Raw genomic sequence first — 15,350 nt, 5'->3', positions numbered from 1 at the left:
ATGTTATACCGTTCATCTTTCAAGAATCGGAAACTGTCACCCCGTGACTTAATCACGGACTCCGGAAAATATCTTAAAAAAGGACTGGATACCGTGGCGGGTTCTCGGTATGACAACTCTTCATTTGTGAGTAATATATCCATCTTTCAAAAATTGTTTTTCAAAAATCGGCAATTAAAATACGTTATCTTTTGTTTAAGTTTGATTCTAAACAGTCACGTATTAGCGGAGAAAAATTCCGAAACGGTAGAAAATGATTTTACTGAAATAAGTTCCGTACCGTTAAAAGTTAACGAATCAGCACGTTATAGCTTTGCCGATATAGTTGAACCGTTAATACCTGCCGTAGTAAATATATCGACTATTGAATATGTAAATAATAAATCCGAATCTAATGATAAAGAGCCTTTACGTGAAAAAAATCCGTTAGATTGGATTAACGAATTTTTAGAACGCCTTAATATCCCTCTTAATTTAGAAGAAGTTGATTCAGCCCCTAAATCGGTTCCTTTGGGTTCCGGTTTTATTATTGATCCTAGCGGTCTGATCGTTACTAACTATCATGTAATTGCCAACGTAAATAAAATTAGCGTTAAGCTAGCCGATAATACCGAGCTATCGGCTAAAATAATAGGTAGCGATACCAAAACCGATTTAGCCCTGTTGAAAGTAGAATTTCCTGACCCGTTACCTTTTGTTGAATTTGGAGATTCAAATAAAGCCAGGGTAGGAGATTGGATTATTGCGATAGGCAATCCTTTCGGCAATCTCGGCGGTACCGTAACTGCCGGTATTATATCGTCAAAAGGTCGAGATATCGATATAGATACCAACAACATAGTAGATAATTTTATTCAAACCGATGCAGCAATTAATAACGGCAATTCAGGCGGTCCGATGTTTAACCTTGAGCAGGAAGTAATAGGAGTAAATACCGCTATTTTCTCACCGCTCGGTACTAATATCGGGATAGGTTTTGCTATTCCTTCCAACACTGCAAAGCCTATTATAGAGAGATTAAAAAAAGACGGCAAAGTTAGCCGCGGACGCCTTGGGATAGTAATTCAAGATTTAACGGATGAAATAGCCGCAGGGCTTGAATTAAAAGATACTAACGGGGTAATAGTTGCAAAAGTACAAGAAAACGGCCCCGGCGATAAGGCCGGTATAAAATCAGGGGACGTAATAATAGAATTTGCCGGTCAAGCGGTTAAGAATACTAGAAAGTTACGAGTAATAGTTGCCGAAACACCGATTGACCAAGAAGTTAAAATTACGATAATACGCGGCGGCAAAAACCTAGAATTAGCAGCTAAGGTTACCGTTGATAACGAAGAAATAATAAAAGAAACAACAGAAGATAGTGATGAAAAAGTTGTTGAAGAAGAAGCAGAAAATAATCTATCCATTGTAAAAAATAATATTACTTTTAGCAATTTAAACGATAAATTAAGAGAACAATTTGCTATTTCTAAAGATAAATCAGGTGTTATTATTACTAATATCGAGGAAGAACAAAAAGAAAATGCCCAAGAAGGAAACGTTTTTAAAGTCGGTGATTTAATATTAGCCGTTAACCGGGAAAATATCATTGATATTAACGAGTTAGAAAAATTATACGAAGATGCCAAAAATCTAAATAAGATAAATATTTTACTTTTAATTGAAAGAGGCAGTGTTAGTATGTTTATACCTTTGTCGATAAATTAAGCGGATAGCAAAACGTCGTTGTGATGAGGTATTGTTCTACAGATAGGTTAAAGCGTGTTCTATGTCATTCCCGTGAAAACGGGAATCCAGAAAAATTATAGTCATCCTGAATTTATTTCAGTATCTACTAAAAAAAGATGCGAAAAACTTGTTCAGCATGACAAAGGCAAAAAAGCCTGGATTCCCGTTTTCAGGCGTTGTTGCATGGCTACCAGAATCGTCATTGCGAGGAGGCATTTATGCCGACGTGGCAATCAAGTATAAACATATTTTTATACTAAACTTGTTTAGTATTCTAATTAAATCCCTCATTACATTCGGGATAGCCTGGATTGCCGCAGCCACTTCGTGGCTTCGCAATGACGAGTTTTTTATTAATTTTCGAGCCATGCAACAACGCCCCGTTTTCACGGGAATGACATCAAAAACGGAAATAACCTCAAAGTATAATATAAATTTAATGTTAATTAATTATGATAGCAATTTTAAGTTTTTATAGTTTTGTTAATATAGAAGAGCCGGAGTTTTTAATACCCAAGCTTTTACTTATAGGTAAAAGAAAATATGTAAAAGGCACTATTCTTGTATCACACGAAGGCTTTAACGGCTCAATTTCCGGCTCGCCTGCCAATGTTCAAATCGTGCTTGAAGAAATTATAAAATTGACCAAGGCTAAAGACGTTAATACTAAAATAAATTATAGCGATATTCATCCTTTTCAAAAGCTCAAAGTAAAAGTTAAGAAAGAAATTGTGGCTATGGCAGTTGGCAGGCTAAATATAGACGAATTAAAAGGCGAATATATCGATCCTAAAAATTGGGATGATTTTATTACTAAGGAAAATGTTGTAGTAATTGACACGCGCAACGATTACGAAATAGAAGTCGGAAAGTTTAAATCCGCTATTAACCCGCATACGGAAACATTTAAGCAATTTCCGGCATGGGTGGAAAAAAATAAAGATATTCTAGCCGGAAAAAGAATTGCTATGTATTGCACCGGCGGCATTAGATGTGAAAAATCCACTAGCCTATTAAAAAATTTAGGCTTTACCGATGTATATCATTTAAAAGGCGGAATATTACAATATTTGGAAGATACTCAAAATAAAAATAATTTATGGCAAGGAGAGTGTTTTGTTTTCGATGATAGAAGAGCGGTAGCAAGCGACTTAACCCCTGCGGAAGGGCATTGGTTACAGAGAGAATAGACTCGATGAACTTCAAAAATTGATACAGAACTCGTCATTGCGAGGAGGTACGTAGTATCGACGTGGCAATCCAGTGGCGTTGTTGCATGGCTCAAATTTTTGATGTCATTCCTGCGAAAGCGGAGCGTTGTTGCATGGCTACCGGAATCGTCATGGCGAGGCGCCTCTTGGCGCCGTGACCATCTAAGTATAAACATATTTTTATACTAAACTTGTTTAGTATTCTAATTAAATCCCTCATTATATTCGGGATAGCCTGGATGGCCACAGCCACTTCGTGGCTTCGCCATGACGGATTTTTATTATTTTTCGAGCCATGCAACAAAGCCCGAAAGCGGGAATCCAGACTTTCTAACCTTTGTCATGCTGAACTTGGTTCAACATCTCTTAATAGTAGATCCTGAAATAAATTCAGGATGACTATTTTTTTCTGGATTCCCGCTTTTAGCTAGAATGACATACAGCTAAATTCAGAAAGATTTAGACAAGATGAATTTAATGGTGAGCCTGCGCAGCGTACTAGAGTACGTGAGCACAGGCGAATCCAGAAAAATTCGCTTGTATCAAGCTTTATGAATGACGCTATACGGCACTTTTTTAGAGCCATACAACAACGCCGTCGTAGCTCACGGAATGACATCGAAAATTCGAGCCATGCAACAAGACTACAAAGAGTATAATATGACAAAAACAAAGCAAGAAATTTATGATAATAGACCTACTTCACCACATTTGACTATATACAAACCGCAAATAAGTTCGGTTTTATCAATTATGCATCGTATGACGGGAATAGGCTTATTTTTTGCCTTAGCAATATTGGTATGGTGGTTAATTCTTAGTAAATTCGATAATAGTTATTTACAGCTTGCTAATAGCTGTATTATTAAAATTTGTTTAATACTAGTCAGTTTCACATGGTTTTATCATTTATGTAACGGTATTCGTCATTTATTTTGGGATAGCGGTTATTGTTTTTCGATTAAAGCAATTAATATCACCGGCTGGTGCGTTGTTATAGCTTCAGTAGTAATGACAATATTATTGTGGGTATAAAATGTCGTATAATTTAAAAACAGATATTGCAAAAGCTAAGGGTCTCGGCTCTGCAAAAACCGGCTCACATCATTGGTTAATGCAGAGAATTACCGGTGTGATGTTAGCTTTATGCTCTCTGTGGCTAATATATTTTATATTAATCAATAAAAATAATGATTTAAATATTATTATTGAAGAACTAAAAAAACCTTTTAATTTAGTACCGTTACTAATTATAGTGGTTGCTTCTTTCTATCATGCAATGCTAGGCATGCGAGTAGTCATTGAAGATTATATAAGCTGCGTTAAATTGCGCAGCGTTTTAATCATATTATTACAGCTATTTAGCATTTTAACGATTGTAGCTTTCATTGTCGCATTGTTTTATGGTAATCAATAAATAGTGAGGGAGTAATGCTCTCGGATGTCATTCCCATGAAAATGGGACCGTTGTTGCGTGGAACGTATTTTTGCAAAGCGTTCGGTGTCATGCCGTGGCTTGACCACGGCATCCAGTCTTTCTTATTAAGGTTTTTTCTGGATACCGTGGTCAAGCCACGGTATGACATCCTGACTTATAATAACCTTTATAATCCACGCAACAATACTGAGTTAGAATGACATAAAACAACATATAAGGCGAATATATCAATTCTTAAAAAATTAACTTAATGACAAAATCGTATAATATAATTCATCATAAATTTGACGCGGTAGTGGTCGGTGCCGGCGGAGCCGGTCTTAGGGCGGCTTTCGGCATGGCAAAGGAAGGCTTAAATACCGCGTGCGTTACTAAAGTATTTCCGACTCGCAGCCACACGGTAGCCGCGCAAGGCGGAATTAGTGCCGCCCTTGGGAATATGGGTGCAGATGATTGGCGTTGGCATATGTATGATACGATTAAAGGCTCTGATTGGCTCGGTGATCAGGATGCTATCGAATATATGTGCAAAAATGCCGCCGATGCGATTTTAGAACTTGAGCATTACGGCGTGCCGTTTTCAAGAACTAGCGAGGGTAAAATTTATCAGCGTCCTTTCGGTGGAATGACCACGGAATACGGCAAAGGCAAAGCGGCACAAAGAACTTGCGCTGCTGCGGATCGTACCGGTCATGCTATACTTCATACTTTATATCAGCAATCTCTAAAACATAAAGTACAGTTTTTTGTTGAGTATTTTGCTCTTGATTTGCTAATGGAAAACGGTGAATGCAAGGGTTTAGTTGCATGGAATCTTGACGACGGCAGCATGCATTGTTTCCATGCTCATACGGTAGTGCTAGCTACCGGCGGCTATGGGCGCGCCTATTTTTCAGCGACTTCCGCCCATACTTGTACCGGCGACGGCGGCGGTATGGCAATCAGAAGCGGCTTGCCGCTCCAGGATATGGAATTTGTGCAATTCCACCCAACCGGTATTTACTCCGCCGGTTGTTTAATTACCGAAGGTGCTAGAGGTGAAGGCGGGTATTTAGTAAATGCCAACGGTGAGAGGTTTATGGAGCGATATGCACCGTCCGCGAAAGACCTTGCTTCAAGGGACGTAGTATCAAGAGCTATGACTATAGAGATTCGCGAAGGTCGAGGAGTCGGCGAACATAAAGATCACGTATTTTTACATTTAAATCATCTATCTCCTGAAATTTTGCATAGCCGTTTGCCCGGCATTTCGGAAACCGCTAAAATTTTTGCCGGCGTTAACGTCAATACCGATCCGATACCGGTTTTACCGACAGTGCATTATAATATGGGCGGCGTGCCGACTAACTATCACGGTCAAGTAATAATTAAAGACGGGGAAAATAAAGACCAAGGAAGGCATAATAAAATTGTTAACGGCTTGATGGCTATTGGCGAAGCAGCTTGTGTATCGGTACACGGAGCAAATCGCTTGGGGTCAAATTCTTTGCTTGATTTAGTAGTGTTCGGGAGAAGCGCAGCTTTAAAAGCGGCGGAGATTATTAAGCCGGGTACGCCGCATAAACCGCTTACAGATGGAATATTAGAAAAAATAATAAATAGATTTGATAAAATTCGGCATAGCAACGGCGCTACTCCGGTTGCCGCATTAAGGCTTAAAATGCAAAGAACTATGCAAAGCCATGCGTCGGTATTCAGAACTCAAGAGGTTCTGGATGAGGGAGCGCAAATGATTGATCAAGCAAGGGCGCAATACGCTGATATTACAGTTAATGATAAATCTTTAATTTGGAATAGTGATTTAGTAGAGGCTCTAGAGTTAGATAATCTACTTGATCAAGCAGCAATTACCGTACATTCTGCCGCCAATAGAAAAGAAAGCCGAGGCGCACATGCAAGGGAAGATTATCCCGATCGTAACGACGCCGATTGGATGAAACATACGCTTGCGTGGATTGATGAACACGGGAAGATAGTGATTGACTATAAACCGGTAACCCTTACTAGTTTAACTGATGAAGTAAAGCCTGTTCCCCCGGCAAAAAGAGTATATTAGAATATAAATATTTCCTTCCATGCCGTCCGCCTTTATATACCTTGTTGCATGGCTCGATAAAAGCAGCGGGAATCTAGAAAATATTTAAGCGAATTATTTTTGTTTATTTTAAGTGTTTTTTCTAGATTCCCGCTTTTAGCTAGAATGACATCGAAAATTTAAGCCATGCAACAACGCCTTTTTATTATCAACTATGGATAAGTTTTTAAGCTATAACTTATCCATAGTTGGGGTTAACAAAGATTATTAAGGTATAGACGTTAAATTTTAGAGCGAGCTTGCGCTAGCCGATTTTTATACATGAGCCAAACAAGGCTCGCGATTTGATGTATAGACCTTAATAATCAAAGCTACACCCCTAATTTTGATCCTTTTGACTGACCTTGTTCAACAGTTTGAGTTTGAGATTTTACTTGTTTTATAGCAAGGTCGACTATATGCTCATATCTCCCGCCATTTTCCAGTAACACATGACCATATTTATTTACCTGCTGGACATCTTCTTTAGAAAATTTGTTAATAATTATATCCGTAATATCATATAAAAACTTCCAGGATAATTCTATCCGTTCTTGAAGCGTAAGTTTCTTATCTTCCTGTTTTCTATTATTAATTCCGAGAACTCCGGGAACCGTTACAGCATTTAAAGTATTTTCCGTCAGATTGGTATTTTTCCGATTAGCAGAAAATTTTTTGTAAATTAGAAATATTACCACTAATAACAAGCCCGTTATAGCTATTAAAATATTAGTATTTAGCATTTTTTACCCTCTTTTAAGTTTTTCAACAGTTTTTATCATCTTGAAGATGTCATACTCGCATGGAACGTTAAACGTCTGAGCTAAGGAGGGACGTAGTCCCGACGCGGCAATCCAGAAAATACTTATAGTCATCCTGAATTTATTTCAGGATCTACTAAAAAGATGCGCAAAACTTGTTCAGCATGACAAAAAAAGCTAGATTCCCGCCTGCGCGGAAATGACCTCGAAAATTCGGGCCATGCAACAACGCGCGAGGCAATGCCCGCGTGGATACCCAAACGTCATTGCGAAGCCACGAAGTGGCTGCGGCAATCCAGGCTATCCCGAATGTAATTCGGGATTTAATTAGAATACTAAACAAGTTTAGTATAAAAATATGTTTATACTTGATTGCCGCGTCGGCATAAATGCCTCCTCGCAATGACGATTCAGGTAGCCATGCAACAACGCCCCACGTCGGGACTTTGTGCCTCCTTAGCTCAGACGTTTATTTCCTTCTCGACTGACTCGGTATTTCTGCTTTAGATATTTTAATTATTATAGCTTTACCTATCCCTGCTATGCTCGCTATAACCGGCGCTAATTCTTTAAGTGCCACAATTTTTTTAGGTAATATAGTTTCTACGCCTCTTTTTACGGTGCTATTTATTGCGCTTACTAACTCTTTACCGCCGGGGACTCGTTCAGCTATTTTTGTTATTTCTCCGGCAATCTCTTTTATATTGTTAGCTGCTTCACAACATGCCGCTACTTTTTCAGCAAAAGAAGTTTGCGGGTTAACAACTTTCGCCAATTCTACCGTTGCCTTAGTTAAATTCTCTGAAATAATTTTTTTTGCAGACATTAATTTATCCTTATCTATATCTGCCGGAATAATTTTTTCCAAATCATTTTTTATGTCCGATATTGTTTTTTCCACTTCTTTTTTGCTTTTAGGCATTGATTCAGACGCTTCAACAACCTTATTAATAGACTTTTTTTCCTGATCATTAAAGACCTTTTTACTCGTTTCCTTTAACGAATCTTTATTTAAATTTAAGGTAGCTACCTTATGCGGTGCTACTTCAGCTTTTTCTGCAACTTCAGCAGTTTGTTCTGCTTTTTGGTAAACTCCTCCAAGTTTTTCATTATTCGCTATTTTTTCTTGCATTGTCTGGATATCTTTATGCCACTTTTTTACTTTAGGCAGTAGATTTTCATGATCAATAACATTATTTATTTTATCGAAAATACCGCTCATTTTTATTAAAGTACCTACTAACGGTAGCTGCGTAGAAATAACCCCGATTAATAAAGTTTCTAATGATTCAATAATTGCTTTAGAAGCTCCCGGATACATCTTGTCTAATGCTTCTTCAAATTCTAAGATTTTCTTGAGAACACTAAGAATTTTTTCTGCAACAACACCGTCAAATAGAAAAATATCCGTTGTTTTAAGTTGCCCTTGATAAGTATTTTCTATAGTTTCTAACAAAGCATCTTGAGCTTTTCCGATAGTATCGTCAAAAAGCTTTTCTATATCTATTTTTTCCGTTTCTGAAAATTCTACTAAAGAATTACGCAAAATATCATGCATCTTTTTACGAAATTCTTTTAGATTTACGGCAGTAGCCTTAGCAACATTATTTGCTCTATCTGAAAGTTTTTGCAATTCTACCTTCTGCTTATCGGTTAAAGCGGCAAATTGTGCTAGGTTAATAAATGATACGGTCATAAAAATCTCTCCAAAAATTGTTTGTATTCTGCTCGTCTTTCAAGAATTGAATTTCAGTATTTAACTCAAATCCTAATATTAATAAAGCAAAATGTAAAATGTCTTACATAGTTATATTGCTCTTATGATTAATTTTTGTTATATTACGTGCTAGCATTGCTACAAAAATCTGTATTTTTTAGTTTTAAAACATCTATATTCTTGCAGAGATAAGCAAAATTCCTTAATCTTAATCGTTATTTATAAAAATATTTATGCGTAAATTAGCTGTACTCATTATTATCCTATCGCTTGGCTCACCGGTTTTTGCTATTAATCTAGAAGAAGCTCTAACTAGAGGATACGAAAATAACGATGAGTTAAAAGCTATTAGAAATAAATTTTTAGATGAAGTCGAGCAATTTCCGCAAGCTTTTTCCGGTTTTATGCCTAGTGCTTCGTTAGAAGTTGCAAAAGTAAATACTAAAAATAAATTTAATAGTCAATATGCTAATACATTAGGTCGTACTCCGAAAGAAGTAGATAGTCAACAAGGAGCATTAAAAATAAAACAATCTATTTTTAGCGGCGGCTCTAGTGTAGCGGCACTTAAATCGGCACAATCTGCTTTTAGAGCTGCGCGTGGTAATTATTATACTCAGGAGCAAAAAATTCTTCTGAGTTTAATAAATGCTTATCTTGATTATTATGAGACTAAAGAAAAATATGAAATTTCCGAGAGCCGCTTGCGAACTAACATACAACAGATAAGAACGGTCGAAGAAAAATTAAGGCTTGGAGAAGCAACAGAGATAGATATGGCTACGGCAAGAGCCGGTCTTGCGGCAGCAGAGACGGATAAACTTATTGCTTATGCTAATTTTCAATCAAAAAAAGCTGCATTTATTAAATCATTCGGTATAGAGCCGGACAATATAACAATGCCGGCTTTACCGGAAAATTTACCGACTTCATTAGATGAATTAACGCAGAAAGCAATTAAACTAAATCCTAATATAGATGCCGCAAGGCACAGCGTACATGCTACCAAAGCAAATGAAATGGTAGAAAAAGGTAAATTACTGCCGCAGGTAGAGTTTAACGTGCAAAGCGGCAAAACTTATTATAATCCGGAAGATATTGTACAGCGTGATATTAATAATAGAACTATTACCTCTACGCTTTCAGTAACCATACCTATCTATCCGAACGGCGGCGCGCAATATTCAAATATTAGAAAAGCCAAAAATCAAACTAGAAGTAATGCGATTCAACTTGATAATACGATAAAACAAATTCAAGCAATCGCTATCAGCAGCTGGGAAGAATTTGCAGCGGCAAAATCCCGTATTATTTCTACTAATCATGGAGTTGAGGCAGCGCAGATATCATATAACGGGACGGTACAAGAAGAGATTGTCGGCTCTAAAACAATATTAGATGTTCTAAGTGCCGAAGACAAGTTATATGAGGCTAAAACATCGCGGGTTGATGCATATAAAGCCTCGATAATAGCCGCATATCAAATGAAGTCTTTAACAGGCGAATTAACTGCAAAAAGTTTAAAGCTTAAAGTGCGATATTTTAGCCCTGAAGATGAATTTAAAAATATTAAAAAGAAACTTATTATAGGTTTTTAGGTGAGTAAGGAAGATAAAAAACATCATGATATGTCGGTAGAAGAAATACTGAAATCAATAAAAGGAGTAATTAACGAACGTAAGCACCTTAACCATACTACTAGTAATGATGAAGATATACTTGAGCTAACTGAAGTAATGAGTGATAAGGAAGAGGGATTAGAGGACTCGGATGATGAAGATTCTAATGCAGAAGAGCCTTTAATATCACCAAAATTTGCTTCCGAAACTAGCGATATTTTAAAAAATTTTGCTCATACTATAAAAGATAAGCAGTTAGATACTTCCGCTCCTACAAAAAACGCACTTGAAGAGTTAATAATCGAAATGTTAAAACCGGAGCTACGCCAATGGTTGAACGAAAACTTACCGTCACTTGTTAAACAATTAGTAGAATGCGAAATAAAAAAACTGATACCGAGCAATAAAAAATAAGGTTGTGACGTCATTCCAGCAACGGCGGGACTTTGTTGCATGGCTCGATAAAAGCAGCAGTATGTCATTCTAGCTAAAAGCGGGAATCTAGTCTTTGTCATGCTGAACAAGTTTTGCGCATCTTTTAGTAGATACTGAAATAAATTCAGGATGACAGAAAAGTGTTTTTTCCTAGATTGTCACGTCGGGACTACGTCCCTCCTCGCAATGACGGTGTTTTTTTATAAGGATTTCGACCCATGCAACAACGCTCCGTCGTTGCTGGAATGACATAAATCTCAACTCTCTAGATTATAATTGAGTATATAATAAAAAATAGATAAGGTGTATTATGTTAAGTAAAATATTGTTCTTGATAAATATATTAATATTTACGGCACAGGGCTATGCAGCTCCCCCTGCACTTCCGCCTTTGCCTGTTCAAGAAACGAAAAATACCTCTTCTACAAATGAAAGCCCGCAAGAAGTATCAACCCAAGAAATATCAACTTTCTCTAAAATAAAACAATTTTTTTATAAACCGAAAAATTCTCCTGCACCTAAAACGATAGAGGAAAAAAACAAATTAGCCGGCAAAGCAGATATTCCTGCCATACAGGAAGAACCGGAAAAAGATAGTTCTCTTGAACCTTTTATTGATCTTGGCGACAATAAACTACCTAGTGCTGCAGAATCACAAACCATAGATCATGAATTTAAGCCTTCTGCCGATCCTACTACTAGTACGAGTTTAGCATCTAATAATATCAAAAGTACGCCTTTACCTGTAACGCCTAACGTACCGGCTCCTTTGGTAAGTGAGCCTCCGACGACTCCGGTAAATGCTCCGGTATCACCGCCTCAAACTATAGCTCCGCCTCAAACAACGGCCTCTAGCTTTCCTCCTACTCCAATGCCGATAATTAACTCACCGGTAAATGCCGATAACGTACCTACTCCGCCTGTACCGGTAAACGTTCCGACATTACCGCCGCCTGCGCCGACAACCGATTCTACGGATAAAATAAATATCCCCTCGGAAAGTAAAGTTGTTCCTCCGGAAAATACAACACCTCAAAATGAACCAAATCTTAGTGAAGCAAGCCCTAGCAATGTACAAAAATCTTCTAGTACTGCCGAAAATTGGGATATTCCGCTTACTCCCGTCAAGGTAGTTGCTAACCCTCAAAATCAATCAGCTAACTCCCATCTTCCCGCTTCAAACAAAGAAGTACAACAATCTATAGCAAAGCCGAATAATGAACCGACTAGTGACGAAAAAATTATAACTACTAAAGAGAAAGAAGATAACGCCCCTACCGTAACTTCTCCGTCGGCTACAAAATTTGCTAAAGACGAAACACAAATGCTGCTTTTACCTAATGACGACATAATATTAGGCAAATTAACGGAACAGGCAACATTCGAGCAGATGGATATGTATTCGTATATAAAATTAATGCAGAAAAAAGAAGAGTGGATATCAAATACCGATCGGCGGGAAATAGTAAATAATTTTATCAAATATGATAATAATTTAAACAAAAAGCAACTAATTTATTCAAATTTATCATATTGTGATGCTATAGAAAATGCTTTTGCAGCAATAAAAAAAGATAATCTTTTTATAGTTCGGTCGTTACTTGACGTTTACCCGATTTTACAAGAAAAGAGCCAAAACGGTGAAACGCTTTTAACTGAAGCTGCTAGTAACGATAATTATTATTTAGCTAAATTTTTAGTAATTCGCGGTATTAAAATTTCCTCACTTAATTCCGAATGTCAAAATGCTTCAGACATTGCTTTAACAAGGCGTAACAACAATATTGTCTGTATGTTAACCAAAGCTAAAGGGTGGTAGGGTTATGCGAAAATGCTATACATGTATAGTATCGATGTCAAAGTATTGATGATGTCATTCCCGTGAAAACTGGAATCCAGCCTTTTCTTTGTCATGCTGAACAAGTTTGCTGCATCTTTTGTAGTATATCCTGAAATAAATTCAGGATGACTATAATTTTTCTGGATTCCCGTTTTCACGGGAATGACATAGAACATGCTTTAACCCTTCCACGCAACAACGCTTGCTTTTCCGCCGTAAATAGTTTAATTTATTCAAAAAATTACAATCAAATTTAACTTACATCCTAATATATGAGTGATCTTTTCAGTTTTAATAATGAAAAAAAAACTAAAATCATCAATTCTTATAGCGCAAAAGACATTGAAGTATTAGAGGGGCTTGAGCCTGTTCGGAAAAGGCCGGGTATGTATATCGGCGGAACAGATAGCAATGCTATGCATCATCTAGTTTCTGAGGTGTTAGATAACGCCATGGATGAAGCGGTTGCCGGTTTCGCCAATATTATCGCTATAAAAATGCATGCAGATTACAGTCTTACTATCTGGGATAACGGTCGCGGAATACCGGTAGACAACCACCCTAAATTTCCCGATAAATCGGCATTAGAAGTAATTTTAACTACGCTTCATTCAGGCGGAAAATTTTCCGGTAACGTCTATCAAACAGCCGGCGGATTGCACGGCGTCGGTATATCCGTAGTTAATGCCTTATCGCAGCATTTGGAAATTAAAGTTTACCAACAAGGGAAATTATTTAAGCAATCATATTCTAAGGGCGAAAAATTAACGGAGCTGATATGCGAGGATACGCTTAAAAAATTAAAAGGCACTGCTATCAACTTTAGTCCCGACCCAGAAATTTTCGGTGAAAATACTCATTTCAACCCTAAAAAAATCTATGAACTTGCGCGCTCAAAAGCTTATTTATATCGCGGCGTTACTATCGAATGGGAATGCGAGCTTGAATTAAACAACGATATACCACAAAAAGCTTTAATAAATTTCCCAAACGGCTTAAAAGATTATTTAACTTCAAAAATTACTGCCGATAATTTAATTACTCCTAATATTTTTGCGGAAAATATAGAAGGAGAACAAGGAGGTCAAAAGCAAGATAAGATAAAAATCGAGTGGGCGATTTGTTGGCAAAATAATGAGCAGCAGGCATTTATTCAATCATATTGTAATACTGTACCGACGCCCCTTGGCGGAACTCATGAGCAAGGACTTAAAAGTGCTTTATTGCGTAGTATTAAAGTATACGGCGAAATGGTCGGCAACAAAAAAGCTGCTAACATAACGATCGAAGATATCTTAGAAACCGCTTTAATAGTGCTGTCAATTTTCATAGCTGAGCCGTCATTTCAAGGTCAAACTAAAGAAAAATTAGTATCAAACGGCGTTAGTAAAATCGTCGAGAATATTATAAAAGATCATTTAGATCATTGGCTAAGTCACGATAAGCTAGCTGCAACTGCCTTAGTTGAACATATTATTAATATAGCTGAATATCGCATAAATAAGAAAAATGAGAAAAATATCTCTCGTAAAACCGCTATTCAAAAATTACGTTTGCCCGGTAAGCTGGCAGATTGCACTCGAACTTCACCGCTCGGTACGGAATTATTTATAGTAGAAGGGGATTCAGCCGGCGGCTCTGCCAAACAAGCACGTAACAGAGAAACTCAAGCCGTACTTCCTTTATGGGGAAAGGTATTAAATGTTGCAAACTCTACTTTAGAGAAAATTGTTAATAATCAATCAATTCAAGATTTAGAAATAGCTCTTGCCTGCGGCACTTTAAAAAATTATCGCAGCGAAAATTTACGTTATGAAAAAATAATTATCATGACCGATGCAGATGTTGACGGCGCTCATATAGCGGCGCTTTTAATGACGTTTTTTTTCCTGAGAATGCCTAAATTAGTAGAGGACGGTCATCTATATTTAGCAAAGCCGCCGCTTTATCGCTTAACTCAATCTAACAAAACTCATTATGCCGGCGATGAAGATGAAAAAGTTAGTATGATAGCTAAATTATCAAAAGCTAGCAAAGCTAAAATTGAAATCGGTAGGTTTAAAGGACTAGGTGAAATGATGCCTGCTCAGTTAAAAGAAACTACTATGAATCCCGAAAAAAGATCACTTTTAAAAGTTACTCTAGAAAATTTTAAGAATGTTGATAAAATAGTAGATGATTTAATGGGCAAAAAACCGGAAAAACGCTTTCAGTTTATTTATGAGCAAGCCTTAGTTAAAATGGATAAAATAATAAATAACTTGGATATTTAGGGGATGTTCAGTTTAAGGATAGGCAAAAAAAGCCAGTAATCGTCATGGCGAGGCGGCATAGCCGCCGTGGCCATCCAGGCTATCCCGAATATAATGAGGGATTTAATTAGAATACTAAACAAAAGTTTAGTATAAAATTTATTTAACTGGATGGCCACGGCACCAAGAGGTGCCTCGCCATGACGGTTTTGGTATCCACGCAATAAGGCCGGTTGAGAGTGATGCCTTTACCTAATTAATTATATTTGGAA

Annotated in this window: 19 protein-coding genes; 12 read left to right on the top strand and 7 right to left on the bottom strand. The window is 37.2% G+C overall.

Features of this window, described 5'->3' with window-relative positions:
- Nucleotides 1-153 precede the first annotated feature (153 nt).
- Together AAGD64_RS01055 and AAGD64_RS01050 are read left to right on the top strand one after the other, a co-directional pair.
- On the top strand, nt 154-1,710 hold the full coding sequence (locus AAGD64_RS01055; RefSeq protein WP_253310076.1) for a Do family serine endopeptidase: 1,557 nt from the start codon (nt 154-156) through the stop codon (nt 1,708-1,710).
- Between the two features lie 54 nt (nt 1,711-1,764).
- The gene (locus AAGD64_RS01050; RefSeq protein WP_341793548.1) at nt 1,765-1,974 is read left to right on the top strand and encodes a hypothetical protein; all 210 of its coding nucleotides are present in this window, start codon (nt 1,765-1,767) and stop codon (nt 1,972-1,974) included.
- Here the strand turns inward: AAGD64_RS01050 and AAGD64_RS01045 are convergent.
- A complete protein-coding gene (locus AAGD64_RS01045) occupies nt 1,948-2,100 on the bottom strand; it encodes a hypothetical protein (protein WP_341793547.1) in 153 nt (50 codons plus the stop codon). The two genes, AAGD64_RS01050 and AAGD64_RS01045, sit on opposite strands and share 27 nt — an antisense overlap.
- Before the next feature lie 83 nt (nt 2,101-2,183).
- On the opposite strand from AAGD64_RS01045, the gene AAGD64_RS01040 reads away from it, so the two are divergent.
- Nucleotides 2,184-2,921: a rhodanese-like domain-containing protein gene (locus AAGD64_RS01040; RefSeq protein WP_253308135.1), complete on the top strand. Its 738-nt coding sequence runs from the start codon at nt 2,184-2,186 to the stop codon at nt 2,919-2,921.
- A 91-nt stretch (nt 2,922-3,012) separates the two neighbouring features.
- Here AAGD64_RS01040 and AAGD64_RS01035 read toward each other — a convergent pair whose 3' ends face one another.
- Nucleotides 3,013-3,243 carry a hypothetical protein gene (locus tag AAGD64_RS01035; protein ID WP_341793546.1) on the bottom strand — a complete coding sequence of 77 codons (231 nt, stop codon included), beginning with the start codon at nt 3,241-3,243 and terminating at the stop codon, nt 3,013-3,015.
- 359 nt (nt 3,244-3,602) lie between these two features.
- On the opposite strand from AAGD64_RS01035, the gene sdhC reads away from it, so the two are divergent.
- Genes sdhC through sdhA form a run of 4 tightly spaced genes read left to right on the top strand, consistent with a single transcriptional unit; the run spans nt 3,603 to nt 6,436 of the window.
- Nucleotides 3,603-3,977 (top strand): succinate dehydrogenase, cytochrome b556 subunit, encoded by a 375-nt coding sequence (sdhC, locus tag AAGD64_RS01025; RefSeq protein WP_341794211.1) that lies wholly within the window; start codon nt 3,603-3,605, stop codon nt 3,975-3,977.
- Between the two features lies 1 nt (nt 3,978).
- Nucleotides 3,979-4,359 carry a succinate dehydrogenase, hydrophobic membrane anchor protein gene (sdhD, locus tag AAGD64_RS01020; RefSeq protein ID WP_341793545.1) on the top strand — a complete coding sequence of 127 codons (381 nt, stop codon included), beginning with the start codon at nt 3,979-3,981 and terminating at the stop codon, nt 4,357-4,359.
- Between the two features lie 14 nt (nt 4,360-4,373).
- Nucleotides 4,374-4,580 (top strand): palindromic element RPE4 domain-containing protein, encoded by a 207-nt coding sequence (locus AAGD64_RS01015; RefSeq protein ID WP_341793544.1) that lies wholly within the window; start codon nt 4,374-4,376, stop codon nt 4,578-4,580.
- A 50-nt stretch (nt 4,581-4,630) separates the two neighbouring features.
- Entirely contained in the window at nt 4,631-6,436 is a 1,806-nt protein-coding gene (gene sdhA / locus AAGD64_RS01010) for a succinate dehydrogenase flavoprotein subunit (RefSeq protein WP_253308137.1), read from the top strand.
- Nucleotides 6,437-6,786: 350 nt separating this feature from the next.
- Here sdhA and AAGD64_RS01005 read toward each other — a convergent pair whose 3' ends face one another.
- Nucleotides 6,787-7,197, bottom strand: a complete 411-nt coding sequence (locus AAGD64_RS01005; RefSeq protein ID WP_253308138.1) for a DUF2660 domain-containing protein — start codon at nt 7,195-7,197, stop codon at nt 6,787-6,789.
- A 3-nt stretch (nt 7,198-7,200) separates the two neighbouring features.
- Nucleotides 7,201-7,329, bottom strand: coding sequence for a hypothetical protein (locus AAGD64_RS01000; RefSeq protein WP_341793543.1), 129 nt, complete (start codon nt 7,327-7,329; stop codon nt 7,201-7,203).
- Between the two features lie 134 nt (nt 7,330-7,463).
- Between AAGD64_RS01000 and AAGD64_RS00995 the strand changes: the two genes are divergently transcribed.
- Nucleotides 7,464-7,604: a hypothetical protein gene (locus AAGD64_RS00995; protein WP_341793542.1), complete on the top strand. Its 141-nt coding sequence runs from the start codon at nt 7,464-7,466 to the stop codon at nt 7,602-7,604.
- Nucleotides 7,605-7,684: 80 nt separating this feature from the next.
- Here the strand turns inward: AAGD64_RS00995 and AAGD64_RS00990 are convergent, their stop codons facing one another.
- A complete protein-coding gene (locus tag AAGD64_RS00990; protein ID WP_341793541.1) occupies nt 7,685-8,911 on the bottom strand; it encodes a hypothetical protein in 1,227 nt (408 codons plus the stop codon).
- Nucleotides 8,912-9,165: 254 nt separating this feature from the next.
- Between AAGD64_RS00990 and AAGD64_RS00985 the strand changes: the two genes are divergently transcribed.
- From AAGD64_RS00985 to AAGD64_RS00975, 3 genes are all read left to right on the top strand, one after another.
- Nucleotides 9,166-10,530: a TolC family protein gene (locus AAGD64_RS00985; protein WP_253308140.1), complete on the top strand. Its 1,365-nt coding sequence runs from the start codon at nt 9,166-9,168 to the stop codon at nt 10,528-10,530.
- Nucleotides 10,531-10,965: a DUF2497 domain-containing protein gene (locus AAGD64_RS00980; protein WP_341793540.1), complete on the top strand. Its 435-nt coding sequence runs from the start codon at nt 10,531-10,533 to the stop codon at nt 10,963-10,965. It begins immediately after the preceding gene.
- 331 nt (nt 10,966-11,296) lie between these two features.
- Entirely contained in the window at nt 11,297-12,805 is a 1,509-nt protein-coding gene (locus tag AAGD64_RS00975; protein WP_341793539.1) for a hypothetical protein, read from the top strand.
- Between the two features lie 2 nt (nt 12,806-12,807).
- On the opposite strand, the gene AAGD64_RS00970 is transcribed toward AAGD64_RS00975, so the two are convergent.
- Nucleotides 12,808-13,002: a hypothetical protein gene (locus AAGD64_RS00970; RefSeq protein ID WP_341793538.1), complete on the bottom strand. Its 195-nt coding sequence runs from the start codon at nt 13,000-13,002 to the stop codon at nt 12,808-12,810.
- A 96-nt stretch (nt 13,003-13,098) separates the two neighbouring features.
- Between AAGD64_RS00970 and parE the strand changes: the two genes are divergently transcribed.
- Nucleotides 13,099-15,099: a DNA topoisomerase IV subunit B gene (parE, locus tag AAGD64_RS00965; RefSeq protein ID WP_341793537.1), complete on the top strand. Its 2,001-nt coding sequence runs from the start codon at nt 13,099-13,101 to the stop codon at nt 15,097-15,099.
- Here the strand turns inward: parE and AAGD64_RS00960 are convergent.
- The gene (locus AAGD64_RS00960) at nt 15,096-15,302 is read right to left on the bottom strand and encodes a hypothetical protein (RefSeq protein WP_341793536.1); all 207 of its coding nucleotides are present in this window, start codon (nt 15,300-15,302) and stop codon (nt 15,096-15,098) included. The genes parE and AAGD64_RS00960 overlap by 4 nt on opposite strands.
- Nucleotides 15,303-15,350: the final 48 nt, after the last annotated feature.

Source organism: Rickettsia endosymbiont of Ceutorhynchus obstrictus (genome assembly GCF_964026565.1).
Taxonomy (GTDB): domain Bacteria; phylum Pseudomonadota; class Alphaproteobacteria; order Rickettsiales; family Rickettsiaceae; genus Rickettsia.
Note: the sequence above shows the minus strand (reverse complement) of the source record. Positions and strands in the feature narration are given on the sequence as shown.